This window comes from Pseudomonas mucoides (assembly GCF_015461845.1).
Taxonomy (GTDB): Bacteria; Pseudomonadota; Gammaproteobacteria; order Pseudomonadales; family Pseudomonadaceae; genus Aquipseudomonas; species Aquipseudomonas mucoides.
Map to the genome: position 1 here is coordinate 450,933 of NZ_JACOPW010000001.1, position 26,423 is coordinate 477,355.

The window sequence follows — 26,423 nt, forward strand, 5'->3', positions numbered from 1 at the left end:
CCATGCGCTTTCATCTCAAAGCCGTGGGCAAGGCCGGCGTGGTCTCGATGACGGTCGAGGCCCCCGGTCACAGCGAGGCTCGGCGCATCGTCGAAGACCAGGGGTTGCGGGTGGTCAGCCTGCATGCCGAACGGCACTGGCGCGCCTTGCGTCTGCAACAGCGAGAGACCTTCAACCTGGTGTTGTTCAGCCAGGAACTGACCACCCTACTCAATGCAGGCCTGCCGCTGATCGATGCACTGGAAAGCCTGGCCGAAAAAGAAAGCGCGCCACAGGCCCGCAAAACCTTGAGTGAGCTGGTGCGCTTGCTGTACGAGGGCAAATCGTTCTCCCAGGCACTGGGTCAGTTGTCGGCCATATTCCCGCCGTTGTATGTGGCACTGGTGCAGTCCAGCGAGAAGACCGGCGCCGTGGGCGAAGCCCTGGGCCGCTATGTCAGCTATCGCCAGCGCATGGACGAGGTTCGGCAAAAAATCGTCAGCGCGTCGATCTACCCCATGCTGTTGCTGGTGGTGGGCGGTGGCGTGGTGTTGTTTTTGATGGGTTACGTAGTGCCGCGTTTCAGCCTGGTGTTTGAAGGCCTGGGGTCGAACCTGCCGTGGCTGTCGCAAGTGTTGATGACCAGCGGCATGTTCCTCCATGCGCATCAGGGCGAATTCTTCGGCGGGTTGCTGGCGATCATCGTCGCCCTCGCCTTCCTCCAGCGCCAACCGGCCTTTCGGCGGGGCGTGGACCGCCTGATCGAAAAACTCCCGGCCATCCACCAACGCATCTTCATGTACGAACTGGCGCGCTTCTATCGCTCGCTGGGGATTCTGTTGCAGGGCGGCATTCCCCTCGTCACCGCCATGGGCATGGTGCGCGGTTTGCTCACCGTGGCTTCGCGCACACGCCTGGACGAAGCCTGCGAACGGGTGCGCGAGGGCCAATCGCTGTCGGCCGCGCTGGAGCTCAATCACCTGGTGACCCCGGTGTCCCTGCGCTTGCTGCGCGCCGGCGAACAGTCCGGCAACCTCGGGCAAATGATGGAACGCAGCGCCGACTTCTACGACGAAGAAATCAGTCGCTGGCTCGAATGGTTTGTCAGGTTGTTCGAGCCACTGCTCATGACGTTTATCGGGTTGTTGATCGGGGTCATCGTGATCCTGATGTACATGCCGATTTTCGAGCTTGCCTCAAGCATTCACTAAGGCTCTGGAATGAGGCATAGCGCTACGTTGCGTTTTTTATCGGCGATTCAGCTGAATAAATTCGGAAGGTGTGGTGTTCACCTATTGAATCGAGCAGCACGTTGCATTGTTCATCAACGTTCCAACCCTGAATAAGACGGAGAACGACATGCACATCAACAAGCTTTTACTGGCAGTAGCTATTGGCGCGGTCTTGTCGGCGTCCACCGTATTGATACCGGACAGTCTGTCCAGTATGTCGACTGCTCAGGCCAAGGATGGTGGCGGCGGCGGAGGGGGTGGCGGCGGCGGCGGTGGCGGTGGCGGTGGCGGCAATGGCGGAGGTCATGGCGGCGGTGGCAATGGTGGTGGTGGCGGCGGCAATGGTGGCGGCGGTGGCGGCGGCAATGGCGGCGGTGGCGGCGGTAATGGCGGTGGCGGCGGAGGCAATGGCGGCGGTGGAAACGGTGGCGGCGGCAACAGCGGCGGTCACGGTGGAAGCGGCAGTGGCGGCAACAGTGGCAGCGGCGGCAATAGCGGCAGCAGTCACAGCGGCAGCGACCACGGCCCTGGTAATGCCGGCAACACAGCCTCCTCCAACTCCGGTCGCAATGGCACGCACGCCGAACCTGGCGACGATCATGGCGTTCATGCCAACGGCGAAGTAGGCGATGACCATGGTGTTCATCGTTCCGGTGAAGTGTCCCACAACCAAAACGGCGTTCATCGCTCCGGTGAAGTGTCCCACAACCAAAACGGCGTTCATCGCTCCGGTGAAGTGTCCCACAACCAAAATGGCGTTCATCGCTCCGGCGAAGTGTCACACAACCAAAATGGTGTTCATCGCGCCGGCGAAATCGGCGATGACCATGGCGTCCACGCCAATGGTGAAGTCGGTGATGACCGTGGCGTCCATGCCAACGGCGAAGTCGGTGATGACCGTGGTGTTCATGTCAACGGCGATGACAAAAGGACCTGATCACCATTAAGCCCAGGTCATCCACAAACCAACTGTAGGAGCGAGCCTGCTCCGGGCAGCGTTCCGACGATAGCCATTTGTCATTCAACATTGATGTCGTCTGACACTCCGTCATCGCGAGCAGGCTCACTCCTACAGGGGGAACTGTGTGAGGATTAGAGTTCGTCTTCAGTCTGATCCAGCTGTTCACGCAAAAACTCGATCAGCGCCTGCACCGGGCGCGAGCTCTGGCGGTGTTGCGGATAGACCGCCGACAACCTCAGCGGCTCAGGCTGAAACGCCTCCAGCACCGGCACCAGCCTGCCGTCCTTCAAGGCTGCACCGACGATAAATGTCGGCAAATAGGTAATCCCCATCCCGGAAATCGCCGCGTCCTTGAGCAACTCGCCGTTATTGACCCGCATCCGGCCCGTGACATTGACGGTCAGCGGTTTGCCCTGCCCTTCAAACCGCCATTGCACCTGACGACCGTGGCCGTACGGCAGGCAGTCATGGTCGTGCAGGTCTTCGGGTTTAAGCGGCGTGCCACGTTCGGCCAGGTACGTCGGGCTGGCGCAGTACACACGCTGGATCGAGGCGATGCGTCGGGCGATCAGCGTTGAGTCTTCAAGAATGCCGATACGCAACGCCAGGTCATACCCCTCACTGAGCAAGTCTACCGGCCGATCACTCAGGTCCACTTCCACGGTGACGTCGCGATAACGCTGCAAGAACAGCGGCAGCAGGCTGCCCAAATGCGCCAATGCAAACGACAAGGGTGCGCTGATGCGAATCGTGCCCCGTGGCTCGGTGGTTTGCCCGGCGATGCCCTGCTCCACTTGCTCGACTTCACCGAGCAGGCGCAAGGCCGACTCGTAATAACTCTGCCCCAGTGGGGTGACGTCCAGCCGCCGGGTCGAGCGATTGAGCAAGCGCACGCCCAGGCGCTCTTCGAGTTGCATCAAACGCCGGCTGACGAATTGCTTGGACAACCCCAATTGATCTGCCGCCGCGGTGAAGCTGCCGGAGTCCATGACCTGGCAAAAAATACGCATATCTTCGAACGGGTTCATTGTCACAGCCTGATTGACAGTCGAACACTTTATAGCCGTTTTTCAGGGTATCGACACCCCAACAATTACACACCCAATTCGCGTAGCAGCTGACGAGCAGTGGCTACAGGAGTCGGACTAGGCTCGGCGGTTGCTACAAAAAGCGCATTCGTCAGGCAAAAAAATGCCCGCGCATTGGCGGGCACTTTTCATTGGGGCTGGACTTACTTCGACGTCAGCGCCGAATAGCTGTTCATCAAATTGCGATAGTTCGGAATACGCGGCGACAGCAGATTCGCCAAGCCTTCCATGTCATTGCGCCAGTCACCTTGCAGCTCACAGGCCACCGAGAACCAGTTGACCAGTTGTGCACCCGCCGCCGTCATACGCGCCCATGCCGCTTGTTGCACGGTTTCGTTGAAGGTCCCCGAGGCGTCGGTGACGACGAACACTTCAAACCCTTCTGCCAGCGCCGACAGCGTAGGGAACGTCACGCAAACGTCCGTCACCACACCGGCAATGATCAACTGCTTGCGGCCCGTGGCTTTGACGGCTTTGACGAAGTCTTCGTTGTCCCAGGCGTTGATCTGGCCTGGACGCGGGATGTACGGCGCGTCCGGGAACAGCTCCTTGAGTTCCGGCACCATCGGGCCGTTCGGGCCGTTTTCGAAACTGGTGGTGAGGATGGTCGGCAGTTTGAAGAACTTGGCCAGGTCCGCGAGGGCCAGGACGTTGTTCTTGAATTCGTTGGGCGAGAAATCCTGAACCAGCGAGATCAGACCGGTCTGGTGGTCGACCAGCAAGACCACGGCATCATCCTTGTTCAGGCGTTTGTACGGAACGTTGCTCATGTGAAACTCCTCGGTGGATGGGTATTACGTCGGGCGCCGACACAGTCCATCGGCGCTTTGTTGTGATCGTCAGAACGCGAAGCACGAGCAGCCAAAGGCGCCCCAGAAACCGGCAAAATCGCTGACCGGCGCAGTCGACAGGCGCGCTTTTTCATGGCTGTGGGCATGCACGCCGCACGGCCCGCTGCAATGGTGAACCTGCGCCTGCATCGGCGAGGTCGGACGCCAGTGGCCCGGGACCTTGACCACCGGCGACCAGTCCGGCAGCACCGGTACGCTGGCCGGCCCGAGTTTTTCGAAGTCACCGGCGCCGTACACCACCTTGCCGCCAACCACGGTCAACACCGACTCGATCCACTTGATCGCTTCTTCGTCGACGCTGAAAAAGTCCGCACTCAATGCCGCCACGTCCGCCAATTGACCGACCTTGATCATGCCTTTCTTGCCCTGCTCGGAAGAGAACCAGGCGCTGCCGTGGGTGAACAGTTCCAGCGCGGTCTGCCGGGACAGGCCTTCGGCATGCAGCTCCAGCCCTCCCACTGTCCGGCCGCTGACCATCCAGTACAACGAAGTCCAGGGGTTGTAGCTGGACACTCGCGTGGCATCGGTGCCGGCGCCGACCGGTACGCCTTCGGCCAGCATGCGCTTGATCGGCGGCGTCGCTTCGGCAGCTTTGGCGCCGTAACGCTCGACAAAATATTCGCCCTGAAACGCCATGCGGTCCTGAATCGCGATACCCCCGCCCAGCGCCCTCACCCGCTCGATGTTCTGCGGGGTGATGGTTTCAGCGTGGTCGAAAAACCACGGCAAACCGTTGAACGGAATGTCGCGGTTGACCTTCTCGAACACGTCGAGCATGCGGCTGATCGATTCGTTGTAGGTGGCGTGCAAACGGAACGGCCAACGCTGTTCCACCAAGTGGCGCACGACCGGCTCGAGTTCGTCTTCCATGGTTTGCGGCAGGTCCGGACGCGGTTCGAGGAAGTCTTCGAAATCCGCCGCCGAGAACACCAGCATTTCCCCGGCGCCGTTATGCCGAAGGTAATCGTCCCCCTGGTGCAGGGTCACGCTGCTGGTCCAGTTCTTGAAGTCGGTGAGTTCTTCTTTGGGCTTCTGGGTGAACAGGTTGTAGGCGATACGGATGGTCAATTGCTGGTCCTTGGCCAACTGCTCGATCACCTGATAATCGTCCGGGTAATTCTGGAAACCACCGCCGGCATCGATCGCGCTGGTGAGACCGAGACGATTGAGTTCGCGCATGAACTGGCGGGTCGAGTTGACCTGGTACTCCAGCGGCAACTTCGGCCCCTTGGCCAGCGTCGAGTACAAAATCATCGCGTTGGGCCGCGCGACCAGCATGCCGGTCGGCTCGCCGTTGCTATCGCGCACGATCTCGCCACCCGGTGGGTTCGGCGTATTGCGGGTGTAGCCGGCCACGCGCAACGCGGCACGGTTGAGCAAGGCACGGTCGTACAGGTGCAGGACGAATACAGGGGTGTCCGGTGCTGCCTGGTTGAGTTCTTCGAGGGTCGGCATGCGCTTTTCAGCGAACTGGAATTCGTTCCAGCCACCGACCACGCGCACCCATTGCGGCGTTGGTGTGCGGTCGGCCTGATCCTTGAGCATGCGCAAGGCATCGGCCAGCGACGGCACCCCTTCCCAACGCAGTTCGAGGTTGTAATTGAGGCCGCCACGGATCAGGTGCAGGTGCGAGTCGTTGAGGCCGGGGATGACGCAGCGGCCCTTGAGATCGATGACCTGCGTGCCCGAACCGCGCAGGGCCATGGCCTCGGCATCGGTGCCGACCGCGACAAAGCGGCCGTCGCTGATCGCCACGGCACTGGCGAGCGGGTTTTCACGGTCAACGGTATGAAATTGGCCATTGAACAGAATCAGATCGGCGTTCATCGCGTTTCCTTGGGCTGAGGGGAAGGAGATAACCAGGGCGCGAATAATCGGGTCGCCATGGGCATGAACAGGTACACCACCGACAGCACGATGGTGAGCGTGATCAGGAACGTCGCTACGACGTAATTGGAGAGAACCGCGTTGAGTTGCAGCAGCGGTCCCCAGATCAGCGGCACCAGCAAGGTGTGCGGCAGAATCACCAACAAGGTCACCACGGCCTGCTTCCAGCGTGGCGGCGGTGGCGACGCGGCGTCGGCCTGGGGCGCGAACCAGAATTCATTGACCGGGTTGACCTCGGTCTGGTCGCCGTCGGCGAGCATCGGCGTCGCTTCGCGGACCAGTTCCAGGCGTTGCGGCGAATCGAGCCAGTGCTGCATCGCCTCGGTGGTGCAAAAGCGCAGCACGCAGGTGTACATGTCGAGCCCGGCGTTTTTGCCGCGCATCACGTCCACGCCCAAGTGCCCTTCCTGCTGCCCGGCGATGCTGACAATGTTGCGCAGCCAGGCTTCGTAAGGCACTTCAAAACCCGCCTTGACCCGGTGCTTGATGATCAGGGTCACGACTTCTTCAAAAGGTTTGGCTTCAGGCATAACGCAACGCTCCGGTGAATCGGACATTGAGCGCCAGCCGACCAGGCCCGGCGATGAAAATGCTGGTGAACAAGATCAACAACAACCAGCCGAATTGCCCTTGCTCGAGGCTCCATTGCGGATGCACCACCACCATCGCCACCAGCAACACACACAAGATCGGCAGGCACGCCAAACGCACCAACAGTCCGACAATGATCAGCAACGGGCACAGCACCTCGGCAAAAATCGCCAGCATCAGCGTCAGGTTGGCGCCAAGGTGGAAAGGGTCTTCGATGACGTGCAGTTGAGCGCTGTAGTCAAGCAGCTTCGGCAAGCCGTGCACCCACAGCAGGAACAGACTGGCGCTGCCCCGCAGAAACAGCAGTCCCCAGTCCTGGACCCGTTCATCCCGTAGCGACGTGTTCATGGGCTACCTGCACAAATGAAAAACCACCGGCAATGATGCGCCGGGACGTTTTTCGATAGTGCCGGTGTGGGGACGGGAAAAATTGGATGGGTGTGCTCTTTTTGTGGAAGAGCACAGATCTACCAAGCGACGCAGGCTCACGCCCTCAGGGGACCTGCATGACGGGCAGGATCGATCAAGGTATCGATAAACCGGCCCGGTTCAGGGAACGGCTCGAACAGTATATTCACGCGTGCCGAAGACCATCGCTGTCGCGTCATCTGCCACCTGATCCATATTTACCCGGAAGCGAATGGCCAACCGGCTGCCATCCCTCAATAGCGATAGATAGCTGTACGCAATGGTGATGCTAAAGCCATTGTTCGTGACCCAAGCACGGTGCACCGAGTTGCGCGAGCCCGCCCAGGTCTGGAGATTGTGGCTGCCACCACTGGCGTTTTCACCCTCCAGATCCAGCCAGATGCGCTGCCCTTGGGCGATATGTGGCCAGCCACCAAAACTGAGGGTCGCGCCGGACGTGACGTCTTTCAGGTCCAGCACGGTCGTGCCGTTCGCCTGGGTAATCACCGGAGCAATGAGCTCGACCGCCGGGATCGTCAGAACATCAAGGGGAAAGGGTTGAGAGGTCACCGGATCCGATGTCCCGCGGGTATAGGTGAACGTCAGCTCTACTTTTTTACCCAGGCTAAACGCGACCAATGAAACAGGCAGCGGTATTTCGATGGGTCGAGTATTGCCGGCCAAAACGGCGCTTGTCGTGTGTGAGCCCGCTGGCAGCGTGCCGGGCGCGGCTGCCCACCTCACAGTGAGCAGATCGCCAGGCGCCATTTCAGAATCCAGCACTGCGGTCAGTCTTTGCAACGCCGCCAGGGGATCCAGATTGACGTGATCGGGCGCTTCCTTGATCGACAACTGCCGCTTTTGCAGGCTCACGTTTATCCTCCACGAATTGGATACCGCGCCGTCGCCATACAAGGCTTTGGCCTTCAACTCGTGTAACCCGTCGGTCAGTCCAGTCACCTGATGCTTCCAACGACCGGAATCGGCCGTGGCCGTGCCTTTTGGAATGTTGCTGGCAAAGACTTCCACATCTTCACCCTCTGTAGCGGTACCTTCCAGGGTCACGCTGCCGTACTCGGTATCACCTCCATCAGCGATGTCCTGACCGAGTGGATCTCTTACCGACAGGATCACCGGCGTTTTCGGTGCATCCGTTCTTACAATGTAGTTGCGCGGCGCAAAAATCAGCGCTGTGGCCTCATCATCGCTTCCATCCAGCGTCGCCATGAACTCCAGAATCAAAGTGCTGCGATCCATGAGCCGTTTAAGCGGGTCGGCAACAAAGTTTTTGGCATAGAAGCCGTGAAGGATCAATTGCTGATCGACAACCGTGCGAGGCCAGTACACAGCCTCGAAAGCACTGCCGTTGGCGTTGGTTCCCCTGAGCCGAAGCCAATGGTTTTGATTGTAGGCAATCAGGGGCCATCCATTTATTCGCAGCGTGAATTCGGTCAGGTCATTCACATTCAGAACCAAGCCTTCACCCGCGTTGTCCGCCTGCGGGATGAACGGTCTGGGCATATCGCCTTGTGCCAGTGGCAGCACATACAAAATCAATGGCTGCGAGGTTCTGGGCTCCGGGTCGTCTTCACTGATGACGGTGTAGGTCAGCGTTACCGTTCGGCCCAGGTTGAAGGTCACCAGCGAATTGGGAATTCGTAGCTCCGCAGGGCGAGTATTTCCGACCTCGACGAAGCCCGAGGTATAGGAACCCTCGGCCGGCGTGCCCGGTGCCCCTTGCCATGTGACGCGGATCCTGTCCGTGGTCTGACTGTCGTAGTTCGCCACGACTGTGAGGTTATGCCTGACCGCCACCGGACTCAGGAGGGTGAAAACCGGGTTTTCCTTGATACGTGGAGGGGGCAAGTCATGGGTGGTTACGGCAGTCAGATTATTCATCATTCGCTCTCAGTGCGGGATCGACCTTGCCCTTGGGGTACTGGCCTATCTCACACTGGATCGGGAATAGTCGCTACTGTCAGAACTGACAGGTAGACGGTTTTTTCAGACGAGTGGCTCTGCCTTGAAACCGGCCGTCATACCCACACAGTTTCTTGCAGGCGGGAATCTGCCCGGTCCGTAAGCCGCCACGTTCAGGCTGGAATGGGCAAAGGCCCCGACATGAATTCACTAATTCGCGAGCGCAACCAGCGCTCCGCCGGGTCGTTGTCATGCACCCCGCTCCAGGCCATCGACAATTGCGCTGCATCGATGGCAAACGGTGGGTCTTCAGCACGCAACCCACAGCCTTCCACCAGCGCGCACGCGGCATAGTCCGGTACGGTGGCGATCATCTCGGTGCCGGCGAGCAACGCGCGCAAGCCGCTGAACTGCGGCACGCCCAACACCACGCGACGGCTACGTCCAAGCTTGGCCAGGTCGAGGTCGATGTTGCCGCTCAGGTCGCCGGAGAACGACACCATGGCGTGGGGCCGTTCGCAGTATTCATCCAGCGTCAGCGTGCCCGGACGCTTGTCCCCGCGCAGCACTTTGCAGGGAATATCGCGCAGTTTTTTGCGCTTGGCGTTCGCCGGCAGGTCGGTGGTGTAACTGACGCCCACAGAGATTTCCCCGGAGGCCAGCAACGCCGGCATCAGCAGGTAGTTGGCGCGCCGTACCACGACCACAATCCCCGGTGCCTCTTCTTGCAGCTGCCGCAGCAACGGCGGAAACAAACCGAACTCGGCATCGTCCGACAGCCCGATACGAAACACATCACAACTGGTCGCCGGATCAAACTCCTTGGCCCGGCTGACGGCGCCCGAGATCGTGTCCATCGCCGGCTGCAACTCCTTGAGAATCGCCAGTGCCCGCGCGGTCGGTTCCATGCCGCGTCCGTTGCGCAGCAACAACGGATCGTCAAACAAATCGCGCAACCGCGCCAGCGCCGCACTCACCGCCGGTTGGCCCATGAACAGTTTTTCCGCGACGCGGGTCAGGTTCTTTTCGAACATCAGCGCCTCGAAAATCACCAACAGGTTCATGTCGACGCGGCGCAGATCGTTACGGTTCATAAGCACGGTTCCTTTGTGTGTTGAGCCAGGCACGAAACGCTGGGACTTTACTCGATCAGCGGTACTTTGGCCGCACGTTTGTAAGGCCCGTATTCGACCGGCACCCATTGGAAGTGCTTGCCCTCGGTTGCGATGTGACCGATGCCCGGAAACGGCAAGTGCGCCGCCGACACCCAGGTCTTGCTGGCGGCAGCGTCACTGAACACCTTGGCCCGGCTCTTGATCGCTTGCTGGCTGTTGACGTCAAAAGCGATCGACACGTCAGGGTGCTCGAATTGCACCGCGAGGTTATGCACCAGATCCCCCATGAACAGAATGCTCTGCCCTTCAGAGGTGAAGCGGTACGTAGTGCTGCCGGGGGTGTGTCCGCTCTCCAGCGTGGCATCGACCACACCCGGCACGGGCGATTGACCGGCCTCGAACGTCTTGAAACGACCCTGCGCAACGTAAGGCGCGGTGGAATCCTGGGCGATTTTGAAATAAGGCTTGGCGCCCTCTGGGGCCTTGGCGATGGCTTGAGGATCGAGCCAGTAATCAGCCTCGGCTTTTGCCGCGTAGACCGTGGCATTGGCAAACACTGGTTTTTGCTCTGCGTCGACCAGCCCGCAGACGTGGTCAAGGTGCAGGTGGGTCAACAGAATCGCATCGACCTGGGACGGCTCGTACCCGGCGGCTTTCATGTTGTCCGAGAGCATGCCGGCCGTTGCGCCGATGCACTGGCCGGCGCCGGTGTCCACCAGAATCAGCTGCTTGCCGGTGTTGACCAAAAACGCGTTGAACGCGGTTTGCACACCCGGCGTTTCAATCGAGCGACGGGCCAGCAATGCGCGAATCTGGCTTTGCGTCAGGCCCTTGAGCAGTTTCGGTGACAGGTCGTTGTAACCATCGAATAACGCCGTCACTTCGTAGTCGCCCACCGCCAAGCGGAAGTAGCCCGGTGCCTGTGTGCCGACTTGCGCCGGTGCCTGCGCCGAGGAAGTGCCTGATGCCAGCGCTACCGCGAGCCCCAATGCGCAAACCAGAGAATGTTTCATGCCTTCACCCTTGATCGATAAAAAAAAAGCGGCCACGCCTAACGCCACCGGATGACCTCAATAGTGCAAGTACTGCGTCTGAAGAAATTGCAGCAATGTGCTGAGTTAGCGCCTTTGCCGGATTTGCGCGAGGACGGAATTAACAACGTTTAACTCGCCTGCCAACACCCCGCGGCGAAGAATGAAGCTCACCGACACGGACATTTGTCATGGCCCATTCTCAGCAAAACGTCGCCCGCGTGGCAGTCACTGAATCGCCAAAGAAGACCACCGGCGGCCTGACCCCATGGCGCGAAAGGCTGGCGAAACAACTGATCCTCGACCGTCTCGATGAATCCGTCGAGGTCACTGAACTGGCGCGGGCCTGCGCCCTCTCGCGCAGTCATTTCTCCCGCGCGTTCAAATGCAGCACCGGTTATTCGCCTCAGGACTGGATACGTCTGCAACGCATTGCACGGGCCAAGCAGCTGATCCGCGACACCGACTTGAGCCTCACGCAAATCAGCCTCGAATGCGGCTTCTGCGATCAGGCGCACTTCTGCCACATCTTCACCCGCAGCGAAGGCATCAATCCGTTTGCCTGGCGCTGCCGCACGGTACGCTCACACCCTCATCCACCCGCCTACACCGCTCAACTTCACGCGCAATAACGCCCAACGCGGGGCTCGACAGCTGCTACAGGGGCCCGGGCACCTGTAGCAGCGAGTGTTAGCCGTTGAGGAACGCCAGCAAATCAGCGTTGAGTTGATCCTTGTGGGTATCCGTCAAGCCGTGCGGTGCGCCTGGGTAGATCTTGAGCGTAGAACCTTTCGCCAGTTTTGCCGAAGCAACGCCCGCTGCTTCGAACGGCACGACCTGATCGGCGTCGCCGTGCACCACCAAAGTCGGGATGTCGAATTTCTTCAGGTCTTCGGTGAAGTCGGTTTCGGAGAAGGCCTTGATGCAGTCATAGGCGTTCTTGTGGCCGGCCATCATGCCCTGCATCCAGAACCAGTCGATCATGCCTTGGGACGGTTTCGCGCCCGGTTTGTTGAAGCCGAAGAACGGACCGCTGGCGAGGTCGATGTACAGCTGCGAACGGTCGACGAGGGACGCCTGGCGAATGCCGTCGAACACTTCGATCGGCAGGCCGCCGGGGTTGGCTTCGGTCTTGAGCATCAGCGGCGGCACCGCGGAGATCAGCCCGGCCTTGGCCAACCGGCCCGTGCCATGGCGACCGATGTAGCGCGCCACTTCGCCGCCGCCGGTAGAGAAGCCGAACAGCACCGCATCCTTGAGGTCCAGCAACTCGATCAGTTGCGCCAGATCGTCGGCGTAATGGTCCATGTCATTACCGGACCACGGCTGGCTGGAGCGCCCGTGCCCCCGGCGGTCATGGGCGATGACCCGGTAACCTTTGGACGCCAGGAAGATCATCTGCGACTCCCAGCTGTCGGCATTCAACGGCCAGCCGTGGCTGAAGACGATGGGCTGTCCGGTGCCCCAGTCCTTGTAGTAAATCTCGGTGCCGTCGCGGGTGGTGAATGTTGTCATGGGTTATCTCCTTTGCGAGTGTCGGGGGTGTATCAAACCGGTGAGTGGTTCATGCGTTCGGCCAGCCGCGCCACGCGCTCGCCCAAGTGCGCGGCGGTGCAGCGGTCTTCGGGTGGCGGGGCCAGTTCGGGGGGTTGTTCGACATTGGATTGGGACATGGCACCGAGCGAGCTGCCCAGGCGATTCATCTGCCCATCGAACACGCCGGTGCCGGAGCGCGCGGGCAGCAGGTCGAGGCCGACCCAGATCATTGAGTGCTGGGCCGCGAACACGGCCATTTGCAGCAAGGTGTTGAGTTTGTCGCCGCACAGGCTGCCGGAGTTAGTGAACCCGGCGGCCAGTTTGTCGCGCCAGGGTTGGGCCAGGTAGAACGCCGAAGTGGCTTCCATGAAGCCTTTGAACGGTGCCGAGGCGCTGCCCATGTAGGTCGGCGAGCCGAAGATGATGGCGTCGGCGCTGTGCAAGCGGTCCCAGTGGTCGTCCACTTCCTCCACCGGAATCAACAGGCAGGTGCTGCCCAAGTGCCGTTCCACCCCCTGGGCCACGGCCTGCGCCATGACACGGGTGTGCCCGTAGCCACTGTGATAGACCACCACCACGTTGCTCATTCCAGCGTCCTCATGACAATAAATCCCTGCTTGACTTAAATACCAACACCCCCCTGTAGGAGTGAGCCTGCTCGCGATAGCGGTCTATCAGTCGACAGGGTTGGTGACTGACACACCGCTATCGCGAGCAGGCTCATTCCTACAACGACTGACCGGTGGACGTTGAAGAACCAGAGTTTTGGGCGTAGACCAGACGCAGCACGAGTTAAACGTTGTTAATTTTCCCTGGCGCGCCAAAAGCCGTAACCCCGGCTTTGTTACCGTAAACACGGCACCGGCCAAGGGTGACGGGTACACACAGTCGCTGCGAACACCCGACAGTCATCCGCCACCCGGATTGCACTGATCCGAAAACCTGCGGAACATGCTCGAAAACAGCGTACTAGACGGATGCAAGCAGGAGCGACACGTTGACCCTTTCCCCCGAACAGGCTGTGCATTTCGGCCCCTACCGGATCTACCCCGGACAACGCCTGGTGATGGAGGCCGACCAGCCCCTGCGCCTGGGCCGACGTGCCATGGACATTCTGTTGATCCTGCTGGAGCACGCCGGGCACGTGGTCAGCAAGCAGCAACTGATTGCGGCGGTCTGGCCCAAAAGCGTGGTGGAGGACATCAACCTGCGGGTGCACATGGCGGCGTTGCGCAAAGCCCTCGGCGACGGCCAGGCCGGCCAGCGCTACATCGTCACCGTGGCACAGCGCGGCTATAGCTTTGTCGCGCCCTATTCGCTGGAACGGATCGAGCAGCACCCCGAACTCGAAGGACCGGTGCCCAACGGCCATAACCTCCCCGTGCGCCGCACCCGACTGATCGGGCGCCAGTCCCTGGTCGATCATTTGGTGACACAACTGGCACGCCAGCGCTTCATCACCCTCGTCGGCCCCGGCGGCATCGGCAAGACCACCGTGGCCCTGCGCGTCGCCGAACAGTTGATCGGGCGCTACCGGGACGGCATTCGCCTGCTGGACCTGGCACCGATCAACGACCCGCTGATGATCACCGCCCATTTGGCGACGCTGCTCGAGTTGTCCCTGCACGATGGCGAACCCGTGAGCGCACTGGCGGCCTTCCTGCGCGACCGCCAGATGCTGCTGGTCATCGACAATTGCGAACACCTGGTCGACGCCATCGCCCTGCTCTGTGAAAGCACCCTGCGCGCCGCGCCCCAGGTGCACATTCTGGCCACCAGCCGCGAAAGCCTGCGGGCCGAAGGCGAGTTCGTCCAGCGCCTTGAGTCGCTGGATTGCCCACCGCCCATCGCCGTGCTGGATCGCGCTCAGGCCATGACGTTCTCGGCGCTGCAATTGTTCGTCGAACGGGCGATGGCCAGCCATGACAGCTTCGAACTGAGTGATGACGAGCTGCCACTGTTGATCGACATCTGCCATCGCCTGGACGGCATTCCGCTGGCCATCGAACTGGCTGCCGCGCAAGTCGGCCACTTGGGTTTGAGCGGCGTGCTGGAGCAGCTGCAAGGCAGTTTTCGCCTGCTGACCCAAGGGTGTCAGCCGGCATTGGGTCGGCACCAGACGCTGCGCGCCACGCTCGACTGGAGCTACGAACTGCTGACGCCCTGCGAGCAAACCTGCCTGCGCCGGCTGGGCGTGTTCAGGGGCGGATTCACTCTGGAATCCGCAGCGGCGGTGATCGTTGGTGAACACATCGACCCCGACAAGGTGTTTGGTGCGATCACCCAACTGGTGGCCAAGTCGCTGCTGAACGTGGAAGTGGGCGACGAAGACGTGTTCTATCGCCTGCTCGACACCACACGCAGCTACGCCCTGGAAAAACTCGACCAGGCCGCCGACCTGCCGGACACGCGAGTCCGCCATGCCGAACGCTGCCTGGCGTTGATGCACCAGGCACGCAATGACTGGGAGCTCATCCCGACCAGTCTATGGATCAAGCGGTATGCCCGGGGTCTGGAGGACATTCGCGCGGCGCTTGATTGGGGCTTGAACGGGCACGGCTCGCAAACATTGGCCATCCAGTTGGCCGCAACGTCCATGCCGCTGTGGCAGGAACTGTCGCTGCTCAAGGAACATGGCATTTATGTGCGCAAGGCGCTGGCACTGCTCGATGCCACACCCGAGCCCTGCCCTCAGCTGAAAATGAGCCTGAAACTGGCCCTCGGCAGCTCCTGCTACCACACCCAGGGCGGCACTGTGGAAACCATCGACGCCTTCGTCAGCGCCAGAACGTTGGCCAGACAGTGCCGTGACATGGCCGGTCAGTTGCGGGCGGTGTCCGGGCACATGGCGGTCAATCTAAGCTGCGGAAATTATCAACTGGCGTTGGAACAGAGCCTGCAATTCGATCGACTGGGTGGGCATGACGACGCCGTGCTCGCGTTGAGCACCCACCGACTGCGCGTGCTCGCGTTGCACTTTGCCGGGGATCAGGGGCGGGCCCGGGCCAACGCCGAAGAAGTGATCCAGCGCATGGCCCACAGTGGTCACCTCAACCGCTTCACCCACGGTTTTGGCGTGCAATACGACCAAAGCGTTGCGTCCCTGACGATTCTGGCGCGCATCCTCTGGTTGCAGGGCCAACCGGAGCAGGCCTGGCGTACGGCCCGCCAGGCACTGGACATCGCGATTCAGATCAACCATGGCACTTCCATTTGTTACACCCTGGCCCTGGCCGGCTGCCTGATCGCCCACTACAACGGCGACACCCGCAGCGCCCGCGAGCTCCTGCGCCTGCTGCTGGAGCAAGCACAAAAACATTCGGTGCTGTTGTTCTACACGTGGGCACGTCACTACGCGCAGGTGATCGACCAGGCAGAGGGGCACTTGCCACCCCCACCCGGCAGTGGGTTGATCAAGGACATCATGGTCACGCTGGACAGCGGTTTCGTCGATGACACCTTGTTGCAACGCGCGGATACCGGCATCGCCGGCTGGAGCACGGCAGAAATTCTACGGGCCAAAGCGAATGCGCTACTGGAAGAGGATTGCCCGTTGAAAAACCAGGCGGCCGAGGCCGTGCTGATGCGGGCACTGAACGTGGCCAGAACCCAGGGCGCCCTCGCCTGGGAGCTACGAAGCGCCACGTCGATGGCACGGCTCTGGCAGCGCCAGGGTCGCTATCGACAGGCCCATGAACTGCTGGCACCGATCTACCAGCAATTCACCGAAGGCTTTGCCACACCGGACCTGATGAACGTCCGCCGGTTACTCGACGAGTTGCAACGCCAGTTGCCCAGCTGACGTGGAGCGCCCTCGGCTGATAAAACGGGCGTAGCGCCTTTCGAAATCGCGCAACGCTCCGCTGTGCTCGAGTTTTTCCAAGGCATAGAGGCGAGTGGTGTTGAGGAAACGGTAGCGGGTCACACCGCGGCCCTCCTCCACCGACAACAATGATTTGAGTGCCAGGTGTTCTACCGCTTGCATCACACATCCGGGCGGCAGTACCGAGCAATTGATCACCGCCATGGCGGCGTCCAGGGTGAAGGCCATTTTGAACACGGCCAGGCGCTGCAACACCGTTTGCTCCTTTGGGTTCAACTGCTCATAGCTCCAGTCCAGCGCAGCTTTCAGGGTTTGGTGCCGGGGGACGGCCGTGCGCCGGCCTTGGGTCAGCAGCTGAAAACAATTGTCGAGCTGGGATTGCAGCCCGACCAATGCCAGTGCGTCGATTTGCGCGGCCGCCAGCTCGATGGCCAGGGGCAAACCATCAAGCCTGCGGCAGATATCACCAACGGTGCTGAGGTCTTGTTCGCGCAGGGCAAAGCCTTGTTGACGGGCGCGGGCGCGACTGACGAACAATTGCACGGCCGAATAGCCCATGACTTGCGCCACACTCTGCCACTCGGAGTTGGGCGGCACCGCCAGCGACGGTAGACGCACCAGCGTTTCCCCGGCGGCCAACAATGGTTCGCGGCTGGTGGCCAGAATCGACAGCCGGGGCGCCGCGATCAGCAGGCTTTCAACCAGCGTTCGACAGCGCCGCAGCAGGTGCTCGCAGTTGTCGAGCACCAGTAACGCGTGGCGCTGCGCCAACGCCTCAAGGGCAGTCCCGACATCGGGTTCGAGGGCGCGCGTCAGATGGTCAACGACTTGCGCGGGATCATCAATCGCCCCCAGATCAACCAGCCAGACGCCGTCCTGATAGTGTTGCAACAACAACTCGGCCACGCGCAACGCCACGGTAGTCTTACCGATGCCGCCGGGGCCAACCAGCGTCATCAAACGCCGCACCGGCAACTGCCGCACCAGACTGCCGACAATCGAGTCACGACCGGTCACCGGCGTGAGCCGTGCCGGCAGGTTGTGTTGAGCTTTTTGAATGGATTGGATCGACACAGGTGCACCCGCCGGCAGGTGCTGCACCGGGGCCACAAAGCTGTACCCGCGCTGGGGAATGTTGACGATGTAGCGCTGACCGTTTTGCCCGTCGCCCAGGGCGCGACGTAGCGCAGCAATGTGCACGCGCAGGTTGATTTCCTCGACCACCGACGTCGGCCAGACCCGGGCAATCAGTTCGTCCTTGCTGACCACCGTCCCGGCGCGCTCGACCAGCACCTGCAAAATGTCCAGGGCCCGCCCGCCCATGCGCAGCGGCCGATCACCGTCCAGGATCAGCCGTTGCCGTTGGTGAAACGCGTAGGGGCCGAAATGCAGCACCGCTTCGCTGATCAAATCTGTAAGGCTGTTCATGCACGTTCGCGTGCTGAAAACCTGGCCAGGCTCTAAGTGCCACAACCCACCTTCGCACTCGCCTTCCAGGCTCCCGCACCTCCCTTGCAAAGAGTTCAGGGGTATCTTGGCAGCCCTGCGTGACGGTTCAACGGCCACGGAGGGAGCGTCCCGGCCATCAAGGTGCGCATGACGGACACAACACGCTAGCTGAACTGTTCACGGTACTGACTGGGGGTCAGGCCAAGCTTTTCGCCGAACAGGAAACGCATGTGGCGCACGCTGCCAAAGCCGCTTTTGAACGCCACCGTCTTGAGCGGCAGGTCACTGGTTTCCAGCAGGCTTCTGGCGCGGTCGATGCGCGCGTTTTGCAAAAACTCCATCGGTGTCATGTTCACTTCCCGGGCAAAAACCCGGGTGAAGTGCCGCGCACTCATGGTTGCCAGACCGGCCATGCGCTCGATGCAGAACGCTTCATCCAGGTGTTCCAGCACATAGTTTTGCACCCGGGTGATCGGCGTTTCGTGCGGGGCAACCGTGGCCATCAACGGGCTGAATTGCGCCTGTCCGCCCTGGCGCTTCATCACCACCAACAGCACTTTGGCCACGTCCTGCGCGACTTTTTTGCCATGGTCTTCGGCGACTACCGCCAGCGCCAGGTCGATGCCGGCGGTCACGCCGCCGGAGGTGATGAGGTTACGGTCCAGCACGTAAATCTGATCGGTCTCCACGGTGGCCTTGGGGAAGCCTTTGATCAGCCGTTCGGTGTAGTGCCAGTGAGTGGTCACGCGGTAACCGTCGAGCAAACCGGCGTGCCCCAACACGAAAGCCCCCGTGCAGATCGAACCGTATCGCCCGGCGCGATTCACCGCGCCCGTGAGCCAGTTGAGCAACGGCGGGTGTTTCTCGTTATAGGCACCGGGGCCGCCCGGCACCAGCAGCAGGTCGTAGCCTTGAGTTGCCTGATCAATGTGCAGATCGGCCTGGACGTTGACGCCGTTGGACGCACGCAATGCGCCGGGTTCGGTGCCGATGGTCGTGAGGACGTAGTGGTCAGCCGGGGCCAGGTAGCGGTTGGCGATGGAAAACACCTCCATGGGACCGGCCATGTCGAGCAGGAGGAAGCCCGGGAATAACACCATTGCCACGGTTTTCATGGGTTAGAAATCACTGAAGTCAAAAAAGAATACCGGCCAGACACCGGGCCCTGTAGGTGAGCCTGCTCGCGATGGCGGGGTATCAGTTGATATCAATGTTGACTGACACACCGGGATCGCGAGCAGGCTCACTCCTACAGGGGGTTGTGTGTAAGGCGTTAAAAGGGTGCTGTGCATTATGGCCAATCGTGGCGCCTGTGTCGGGAAAGAATGCGTGATCGTCCGCTCACTACTGTCAACCTCATCGGGACAGTGTTTCAATTTTCATCTACTTATTGCACCCACCAGTAACCATTAATCTTCTCCTCACTCGGACGAATCAACGTCCCAACAGGAGATTTCATCATGCTGACCCTTCGCAAAGCTTCTGATCGCGGCGCGGCCAATCACGGTTGGTTGAAGTCGTTCCATACCTTTTCCTTCGCCAACTATCGCAACCCCAAAGAACAGGGTTTTTCAGACCTGCTGGTGATCAACGATGACCGCGTGGCGGCCGGTAAAGGCTTCGGCCAACACCCTCACCGCGACATGGAGATTTTCTCCTACGTGCTCGAAGGCGCGCTGGAACACAAGGACACGCTGGGTACCGGTTCGGTGATCCGTCCGGGTGATGTGCAGTTGATGAGCGCCGGCAGTGGCGTGGCCCACAGCGAGTACAACCACTCGGCGACACGGCCCGTGCATTTCCTGCAAATCTGGATCGTGCCGCAAGTCAGCGGCGCCAAACCGCGTTATCAGCAAGAGCACTTCAGCACGCAAAAGAAACGCGGACGTCTGCAACTGATCATCTCCCCCGACGGCGACAAGGGTTCGCTGAAAGTGCGACAGGACGCACGTGTGTACGCCGCGCTGATCGACGGCAAGGAAAGCGCTGCGCTGGAACTGGCGGCGAATCGTTATGCTTATGTGCACGTGGCCCGTGGCAGCGTTGAACTCAATGGCGTGCAGTTGCAGGAAGGTGATGGCGTGCGGGTTCGCAATGAGCAGGTGCTGACGTTGAGCAACGGTGCGGATGCTGAAGTGCTGGTATTCGACCTGCGCCCGCAAGAGCTGCCTGAAATGCCATAACTGTTAAACGCAAATCCCTGTAGCAGCCGGACGCAGGCTTCGCCAGCGGCTACAGGTGTGTTATTCGCCGGTGCCGGAGAACACCGCGACAATTTCATCGATCACCGCCCGCACCCGCGCGGTGTGCCGCAAGTCGGCGTGGGTCACCAGCCAGACGTCATACGGCAGCGGTCGCGTGCGTTCCGGCCACAGCCTGACCAACCCGTCCCTCTCCCCCATGTACACCGGAATTTCCCCCAGCCCGATACCCGCCGCAATCGATCGACGCACCAACAGGCTGGAGCTCAGGCTCGACACAATCCGCCCGCGATGCAACGGCTCCGACACCAGCGTCATGTCCTTCTGGTTTTGCAGGTACGGCTGATACACCACCAGATCATGCCCCTCGAACGCCGAGCCCGGCGCCGGCACGCCGTGGGCGTCCACATACGCCTGCGACGCAAAAAGCCCCACCGGCCAGCGGGCGATTCGTCGCGCGATCAGGTCCGGGTTATCCGGCCGGGTATTGCGCACGGCGATGTCGGCTTCGCGTTTGGCAAGGCTGAGAATCTGCGTCGAGGCGTCCAGTTGCACGCGTACGTCGGGGTGCTGTTGATGCAGGCGCGCAATGGCCGGGATCAGAAAATCGATGGCCATGGAATCGGTGGTGCTGACCCTGACGAGCCCGGTCAAGCGGTCATCCAGCCCCTGGATCTGCCGCTGCAGCTCCAGCGCCGAGCGCTCCATTTTTTCCACCGCCGCCAGCGCCGCCTCGCCGACGGCGGTCAGTGCATAACCTTCCGAGGTGCGCAGGAACAACGTGGCACTCAATGACTTTTCCAGCGCCGTAATCCGTCGCCCCACCGTGGCCTGATCGACCCCCAGCACCCGCGCGGCGCCGCGCAGTGTCGACTCTCGGCAAACCGCGAGAAATACCCGTGCGTCATCCCAATTCATGCGGCTCTCCTACCGATGCATATACGCATCACCATAACGCAAAATCGCTGCGTTATTGCATCAGATAATCGCGATAGGCTGAAGGCCAGCAAACACCTCTCAGGATCCTGCTCATGCACAGCTCATCGACCCCCTCGCGACGCGCCATTTGGCTGCCGATCTTCGCCGGCCTCAGCGCCAGTCTGGTCAGCATTGGCCTGGCGCGGTTTGCGTACACGCCGTTGATTCCCGCATTGATCCAGGCGCACTGGTTTTGCGCCAGCGACGTGGTTTACCTCGGCGCCGCCAACCTCGTGGGCTATCTGATTGGCGCCCTGATCGGCCGCCCCGTCGCGCAACGCACCTCCAACAAAACCGCGCTGCGGCTGATGATGTTGGCGGTGACACTGTCGTTTTTCGCCTGTGGCTTTCCCTTGTCGGTGAGTTGGTTCTTTGGCTGGCGCCTGCTGTCGGGCGTTGCCGGTGGCGCGATCATGGTGCTGGTGGCCGCGACCGTGTTGCCCCACGTGCCGGCATCACGCCGCGGGTTGGCCAGCGGTGCGATTTTTCTAGGGATTGGCCTGGGCATTGCCGGTTCGGGGACGATTGTTCCGCCGTTGCTGAGCCTTGGCTTGCAGCAGACCTGGTTTGGCCTCGGTTTGTTGTCCCTGGTGCTCACCGCTGCCAGTTGGTTCGGCTGGCCGTCAGAGGCGCACCACCCAGCCGTCGCGCCATCAATCGACGAGCCCAAGACGGCCACTGATCCACGGGTATACCTGCTGTTCGCTCAATACGCGTTCATGGCCGCCGGACTGGTGCCCGCCATGGTGTTTCTGGTGGATTACGTCGCCCGTGGTCTCGGTGCCGGGCCGCACGTCGGCGCACTGATTTGGGTGATGTATGGCCTCGGCGCGATTATCGGGCCGGTGAGTTATGGCTTTCTGGCGGATCAGTTCGGCGCGAAGGTCAGTATTCGCGTGGTGCTGGTGGGGCAAGCAATTGCCGTTGGCCTGTTGGCGATATCGAGTTCCTTTACGGCGCTGGCCTTGCTGGCGGTGATTCTCGGCTCGTTCCCGCCGGGCATCGTCCCGTTGGCGCTGGCACGGGTTCATGAACTGATCCCGCAGCATCATCAGCAGCAAGTGGCCTGGAGCCGCGCGACGGTTTCGTTCGCAACCTTTCAGGCCATCGCCGGGTTTGCCTATTCGGCGTTGTTCAATGCCAGCGGCGGTCATCACGCCTTGTTGTTTGTCATCGCGGCCGGTGCGATTGTGGTTGCACTGCTGCTGGAACAGGGCATGCGTTTGCTCAACCGTCGTGATGATTTGCTGCCTGTTTTGAACTGAATCACCGCTCCCTCAATGCGGTCCCACTGTTATGACTTCTCTGTCCCAGGACTTCGACATGACCTTGCCTCAAACCATGACCCTGATTGAAATCACCGAGCCCGGCGGCCCCGAGGTGTTGAAGCCGCGTCAGGAGCCGGTGCCCACCCCGGCGGCGGGCGAAGTGTTGATTCGCGTGCACGCTGCGGGGATCAACCGCCCTGATGCGCTTCAACGTGCCGGCAAATACCCGCTGAAACCCGGCATGAGCCCGTTCCCGGGGCTGGAAGTGGCCGGGGAAGTGGTGGCCATCGGCGCCGGCGTCAGCGAATTCATTGTTGGCGACAAGGTCTGCGCGCTGACCAACGGCGGCGGCTACGCGCAGTATTGCGTGGCACCGGCCGGCCAGACACTGCCGATCCCTGAGGGGATGGATTGGGTGCACGCGGCGGCAGTCCCGGAAACCTTCTTCACGGTGTGGGCCAACCTGTTCGAGATGGGCGGCGCCAGCAAAGGCCAGCGCGCCCTGATCCACGGCGGCACCAGTGGCATCGGCACCACCGCGTTGATGTTGTGCCGCGAGTTCGGGGTCAAGGCATTCGCCACGGCGGGCAGCGAGGACAAGTGTGCGGTGATCCGCCAGTTGGGGGCCGAGCCGATCAACTACCGCGACCAGGATTTCGCCGAGGTCATCGCGCAAAAAACCGCCGGCAAAGGGGTGAACGTGATCCTCGACATCATGGGCGGTTCGTACCTGAATCCAAATATTGCGGCGCTGGGCATGGAGGGTCGACTGGTGATGCTGGGCTTTCTTGGTGGTGCTCACGCCAAGGATGTCGATTTGCTGGCGATCATGGCCAAGCGCGCGATCATCACCGGTTCCCTGTTGCGCTCACGCACCCGCGAAGAAAAGGCCTCGATTGCTGAACAGTTGCGCGAGTACGTCTGGCCAGTGCTCGCCGCCGGGCGTTGCCTGCCGATGATCGACAAGGTGTATGCACTCAACGATGCGTCACAGGCCCATGCGCGGATGGAGGCTGGGGATCATGTTGGGAAGATTGTGTTGAAGGTGGATTGATCGGGATGTTTGCTTTGCCGGCAATGGCCCCATCGCGAGCAAGCTCGGCTCCCACAGTGGTTTTGTGAACACCGGGGATCCCATGTGGGACCGACGGTGCGACGATTCGACTTGCCAGCGATGGGGCCCGATCGTTCACCCCACAACCTCGTACGGCTGTCGAAATTCTTCCCGCCCCCACCACGCATCTGTTAAAACCCGTCCTTTCCTGCTGATCTTCCGGACCATCGCATGTTGTCGAATTGGTTGAGCCGCTTAGGCCGTCGCTGGCTACCGTTGCTGTGCATGACCGCGCTGATCGTCGGACTGCCGGTGAGTTGTGGCGTGCTCAAATACAAGGAACGCGAGCTGCTGTTTCGCATCGAGCCGGGCACCGCCGGTTGGTACCGCGGCCTGCCGAGCGATGTGCAGGAGTTCGACATCAAACCCGCCAGCTTCAAGGCCGGGCAAAACCTGCATGCCTGGTGGTGGCCAGCCGCGCGCCGGGATGCGCCGTCGATCCTCTACCTGCACGGTGTGCGCTGGAACCTCACGGGCCAGGCGTTTCGCATCGAGCAATTGCGCGCCATGGGTTACTCGGTGCTGGCCATCGACTACCGAGGGTTCGGCCAAAGCAAAGGTGACCTGCCCTCGGAAGCCAGTGTTTACGAAGACGCCCGAGCGGCCTGGGAGCGTTTCACCCAGATGCAACCGGACGCCAACAAGCGCCTGATCTACGGCCATTCCCTGGGCGGCGCGGTGGCCATCGACCTCGCGGCAGACCTGGCCGCACAAGCGAAAAAGCACCATGACCCCGTGCCCGTGCGCGGCCTGGTGATCGAGTCCACGTTCACCTCGCTGGGCGATGCCGTGGCGCAAGTGGCCGACAGCAACCTGCCCGTGAAATGGCTGCCAGTGCGTTGGCTGGTGTCGCAGAAATTCGATTCCATCGACAAGATCGTCGGCATCGACATGCCGCTGCTGGTGGTCCACGGCCTGGCCGACCCGTTCATGCCTTCACGCTTCAGCCAGCAATTATTCAATGCCGCCAATGAACCCAAGCGCCTGCTGCTGGTGCCCGGAGGGACGCATAACAACAGCATGATTCTGGGTGGCAGTCAGTATCGCCAGGCAATCGATGGTTTGATGAAAGCCAAACCTAGCGGTAACCCCGGGCTTGCAGGTTGAACAGCTGCGCGTAACGCCCGCCCGCCTCCACCAGGCTGTCGTGATCGCCACGCTCGAGGATCGTGCCCTGGTCCAGCACGATGATGTGGTCTGCATTGCGCACGCTGGAAAACCGATGGGAAATCAGCAACGTCATGCGACCTTCGGTGTGCTCGCTGAAATGCTCGAACACCGCCGCTTCCGCCGCCGGATCGAGGGCCGACGTCGGCTCATCGAGAATCAGGATATCGGCATTGCGGCGCATGTAGGCGCGCGATAACGCGATCTTTTGCCACTGCCCGCCGGACAATTCCTGCCCTCCGGCAAACCATCGTCCCAGCTGCGTGGCATACCCGCGATCCAGACGCTCGATGAACGGCGCGGCCATGCCTTGGGCCGCCGCATCCTGCCAGCGCTGTTCATCGTTGAACGCCAAGGTGTCGCCGACCCCGATGTTTTCGCCCACCGAGAATTGGTAGCGGATGTAATCCTGAAAGATCACGCCGATGCGCTGCCGCAGCGCGACCTCCTGCCATGTCTGCAAATCGCTGCCGTCGAGCAAAATGCGCCCTTGATCGGGGCGGTACAAACGGGTCAGCAACTTGATCAGTGTGGTCTTGCCCGAGCCGTTCTCCCCCACCAGCGCCAGGCTGCGCCCCGGCACCAGGTGCAGGTCAATGCTTTCCAATGCGGCATGACTCGCCCCCGGATACGTGAAGCCGACGTTCTCGAATCGCAGACCATCGCCAGGCACGGCACCTTCCGTGAGCGTCCCGGTATCGGCCACCACCGGTTCGGCCAGGTACTCGTAGAGATTCGACAGGTAAAGGCCATCTTCATAGAGCCCGCTGATGGCGCTCAAGCTGCTGCTGACTGCGGTTTGTCCCTGCTTGAACAACACCAGGTACATGGTCATTTGCCCCAGGGTGATCTGGCCGTGAACGGCATCGACCACCACCCACGCATACGCCAGGTAGAACGCCGCCGTGCCGAGCAGGCCGAGGACAAATCCCCAGCCATCGCGACGCAACGTCAAGCGGCGGTCTTCGGCGTAGAGCCGCGCAAAGGTGTCGCGATAACGCTGCAACAACAGCGGCGCGAAGCCGAACAGCTTGACCTCTTTGATGTACCCCTCGTGGGAAAGCAGCGTCTCGATGTAATTCTGCTGCCGGCTCTCCGGCGCCCGGCGGGTGAACAGCCGAAACGCATCCCCGGAAAAATGCGCCTCGGCGAAAAACACCGGCAATGCACCGACCACCAGCAGCACCAGCGCCCACGGCGAAAAGTGCACCAGCAACACGCCAAAGCTGATCAGCACAATCAGGTTCTGGATCAGCCCCAACGACTTCATCACCAACGCCAGCGGCCGGGTCGACGCCTCGCGCCGCACCCGCACCAGCTTGTCGTAAAACTCGGAGTTCTCGAACTGCACCAACGACAACGTCTGGGCTTTCTCCAGAATCATCGTGTTGACCTTCTGCCCCAACTGCACGCGCAACAGCGACTGCTGAACCGACAGCGCCCGCTGCGTACCGGACAACAACGCCAACACCCCCGCCTCCATCAACACATAACGCACCACCGGCCACAACGGCGCACTGCCCTGCTGCGCGTGCAACTGCATGGCGCTGACCACTGCGTCGACGATGCGTTGACCGATCCAGGCGGCCAGCGCGGGGAGGACACCGGCAATCAGGGTGGCCAGGACCAGGCCGAGGAACAATCCACGGGAGGTGCCCCAGACCAGAAGCAAGGCGCGTCGGGCCTGGTCGAACAGAGCGGTGAGGCGGTTAAGGGCCGCTGGCATGGGGGGAAAGCTCGCAGAGGGCAAACAAGGTGACAGGGTACTTCAGCCCGGCAATGTGCGTGATGCGAATCAACTGTAACGTTTGTTCGCTTGACGCA

22 protein-coding genes are annotated in these 26,423 nt (G+C 61.2%); 8 read left to right on the forward strand and 14 right to left on the reverse strand.

Annotated elements, in window-relative coordinates:
- The first annotated feature begins 2 nt into the window (after positions 1-2).
- Both H8F22_RS02165 and H8F22_RS32855 read left to right on the forward strand, forming a co-directional pair.
- Positions 3-1,190, forward strand: a complete 1,188-nt coding sequence (locus tag H8F22_RS02165; RefSeq protein WP_027921403.1) for a type II secretion system F family protein — start codon at positions 3-5, stop codon at positions 1,188-1,190.
- Positions 1,191-1,338: 148 nt separating this feature from the next.
- Positions 1,339-2,148, forward strand: a complete 810-nt coding sequence (locus H8F22_RS32855; RefSeq protein WP_267463964.1) for a hypothetical protein — start codon at positions 1,339-1,341, stop codon at positions 2,146-2,148.
- A gap of 155 nt (positions 2,149-2,303) precedes the next feature.
- Here the strand turns inward: H8F22_RS32855 and H8F22_RS02175 are convergent, their stop codons facing one another.
- The 8 genes from H8F22_RS02175 to H8F22_RS02210 form a co-directional block, all read right to left on the reverse strand.
- A complete protein-coding gene (locus H8F22_RS02175; RefSeq protein ID WP_194939716.1) occupies positions 2,304-3,200 on the reverse strand; it encodes a LysR family transcriptional regulator in 897 nt (298 codons plus the stop codon).
- A 203-nt stretch (positions 3,201-3,403) separates the two neighbouring features.
- Complete coding sequence (gene ycaC / locus H8F22_RS02180) at positions 3,404-4,030, reverse strand: isochorismate family cysteine hydrolase YcaC (RefSeq protein ID WP_027921406.1); 627 nt, start codon at positions 4,028-4,030, stop codon at positions 3,404-3,406.
- Between the two features lie 69 nt (positions 4,031-4,099).
- Entirely contained in the window at positions 4,100-5,938 is a 1,839-nt protein-coding gene (locus H8F22_RS02185; protein ID WP_059181136.1) for an amidohydrolase, read from the reverse strand.
- On the reverse strand, positions 5,935-6,528 hold the full coding sequence (locus H8F22_RS02190) for an antibiotic biosynthesis monooxygenase (protein WP_027921408.1): 594 nt from the start codon (positions 6,526-6,528) through the stop codon (positions 5,935-5,937). Before H8F22_RS02190 ends, H8F22_RS02185 begins: the two co-directional genes overlap by 4 nt.
- Positions 6,521-6,937 carry a DoxX family protein gene (locus tag H8F22_RS02195; RefSeq protein WP_059181138.1) on the reverse strand — a complete coding sequence of 139 codons (417 nt, stop codon included), beginning with the start codon at positions 6,935-6,937 and terminating at the stop codon, positions 6,521-6,523. Before H8F22_RS02195 ends, H8F22_RS02190 begins: the two co-directional genes overlap by 8 nt.
- A gap of 201 nt (positions 6,938-7,138) precedes the next feature.
- Positions 7,139-8,899 carry a hypothetical protein gene (locus tag H8F22_RS02200; protein ID WP_194939717.1) on the reverse strand — a complete coding sequence of 587 codons (1,761 nt, stop codon included), beginning with the start codon at positions 8,897-8,899 and terminating at the stop codon, positions 7,139-7,141.
- Between the two features lie 191 nt (positions 8,900-9,090).
- The gene (locus H8F22_RS02205) at positions 9,091-10,011 is read right to left on the reverse strand and encodes a LysR family transcriptional regulator (protein ID WP_059181140.1); all 921 of its coding nucleotides are present in this window, start codon (positions 10,009-10,011) and stop codon (positions 9,091-9,093) included.
- A 47-nt stretch (positions 10,012-10,058) separates the two neighbouring features.
- Positions 10,059-11,045 (reverse strand): MBL fold metallo-hydrolase, encoded by a 987-nt coding sequence (locus tag H8F22_RS02210; protein WP_027921411.1) that lies wholly within the window; start codon positions 11,043-11,045, stop codon positions 10,059-10,061.
- 209 nt (positions 11,046-11,254) lie between these two features.
- On the opposite strand from H8F22_RS02210, the gene H8F22_RS02215 reads away from it, so the two are divergent.
- Positions 11,255-11,695, forward strand: a complete 441-nt coding sequence (locus H8F22_RS02215) for a helix-turn-helix domain-containing protein (protein ID WP_027921412.1) — start codon at positions 11,255-11,257, stop codon at positions 11,693-11,695.
- A gap of 58 nt (positions 11,696-11,753) precedes the next feature.
- Here the strand turns inward: H8F22_RS02215 and H8F22_RS02220 are convergent, their stop codons facing one another.
- Entirely contained in the window at positions 11,754-12,578 is an 825-nt protein-coding gene (locus H8F22_RS02220) for an alpha/beta fold hydrolase (protein ID WP_194939718.1), read from the reverse strand.
- Between the two features lie 32 nt (positions 12,579-12,610).
- Positions 12,611-13,186, reverse strand: a complete 576-nt coding sequence (locus H8F22_RS02225) for a flavodoxin family protein (RefSeq protein ID WP_027921414.1) — start codon at positions 13,184-13,186, stop codon at positions 12,611-12,613.
- 410 nt (positions 13,187-13,596) lie between these two features.
- On the opposite strand from H8F22_RS02225, the gene H8F22_RS02230 reads away from it, so the two are divergent.
- The gene (locus H8F22_RS02230; RefSeq protein ID WP_194939719.1) at positions 13,597-16,401 is read left to right on the forward strand and encodes an ATP-binding protein; all 2,805 of its coding nucleotides are present in this window, start codon (positions 13,597-13,599) and stop codon (positions 16,399-16,401) included.
- Here H8F22_RS02230 and H8F22_RS02235 read toward each other — a convergent pair.
- Positions 16,366-17,850, reverse strand: a complete 1,485-nt coding sequence (locus tag H8F22_RS02235) for an ATP-binding protein (RefSeq protein ID WP_194939720.1) — start codon at positions 17,848-17,850, stop codon at positions 16,366-16,368. The two genes, H8F22_RS02230 and H8F22_RS02235, sit on opposite strands and share 36 nt — an antisense overlap.
- A 185-nt stretch (positions 17,851-18,035) precedes the next feature.
- A complete protein-coding gene (locus H8F22_RS02240; RefSeq protein ID WP_027921417.1) occupies positions 18,036-18,986 on the reverse strand; it encodes a GlxA family transcriptional regulator in 951 nt (316 codons plus the stop codon).
- A gap of 345 nt (positions 18,987-19,331) precedes the next feature.
- Here H8F22_RS02240 and H8F22_RS02245 point away from each other — a divergent pair, with 345 nt between their 5' ends.
- On the forward strand, positions 19,332-20,054 hold the full coding sequence (locus H8F22_RS02245) for a pirin family protein (RefSeq protein ID WP_059181145.1): 723 nt from the start codon (positions 19,332-19,334) through the stop codon (positions 20,052-20,054).
- A 60-nt stretch (positions 20,055-20,114) separates the two neighbouring features.
- Here H8F22_RS02245 and H8F22_RS02250 read toward each other — a convergent pair whose 3' ends face one another.
- Positions 20,115-20,990 (reverse strand): LysR family transcriptional regulator, encoded by an 876-nt coding sequence (locus H8F22_RS02250; RefSeq protein ID WP_059181146.1) that lies wholly within the window; start codon positions 20,988-20,990, stop codon positions 20,115-20,117.
- Positions 20,991-21,103: 113 nt separating this feature from the next.
- Here H8F22_RS02250 and H8F22_RS02255 point away from each other — a divergent pair, with 113 nt between their 5' ends.
- From H8F22_RS02255 to H8F22_RS02265, 3 genes are all read left to right on the forward strand, one after another.
- Positions 21,104-22,315, forward strand: a complete 1,212-nt coding sequence (locus H8F22_RS02255) for a YbfB/YjiJ family MFS transporter (RefSeq protein WP_194939721.1) — start codon at positions 21,104-21,106, stop codon at positions 22,313-22,315.
- Positions 22,316-22,373: 58 nt separating this feature from the next.
- A complete protein-coding gene (locus H8F22_RS02260; RefSeq protein WP_027921421.1) occupies positions 22,374-23,372 on the forward strand; it encodes an NAD(P)H-quinone oxidoreductase in 999 nt (332 codons plus the stop codon).
- Positions 23,373-23,603: 231 nt separating this feature from the next.
- Positions 23,604-24,539 (forward strand): alpha/beta hydrolase, encoded by a 936-nt coding sequence (locus H8F22_RS02265; protein ID WP_194939722.1) that lies wholly within the window; start codon positions 23,604-23,606, stop codon positions 24,537-24,539.
- Here the strand turns inward: H8F22_RS02265 and H8F22_RS02270 are convergent.
- On the reverse strand, positions 24,511-26,325 hold the full coding sequence (locus H8F22_RS02270; RefSeq protein WP_027921423.1) for an ABC transporter ATP-binding protein: 1,815 nt from the start codon (positions 26,323-26,325) through the stop codon (positions 24,511-24,513). The two genes, H8F22_RS02265 and H8F22_RS02270, sit on opposite strands and share 29 nt — an antisense overlap.
- Positions 26,326-26,423 lie beyond the last annotated feature (98 nt).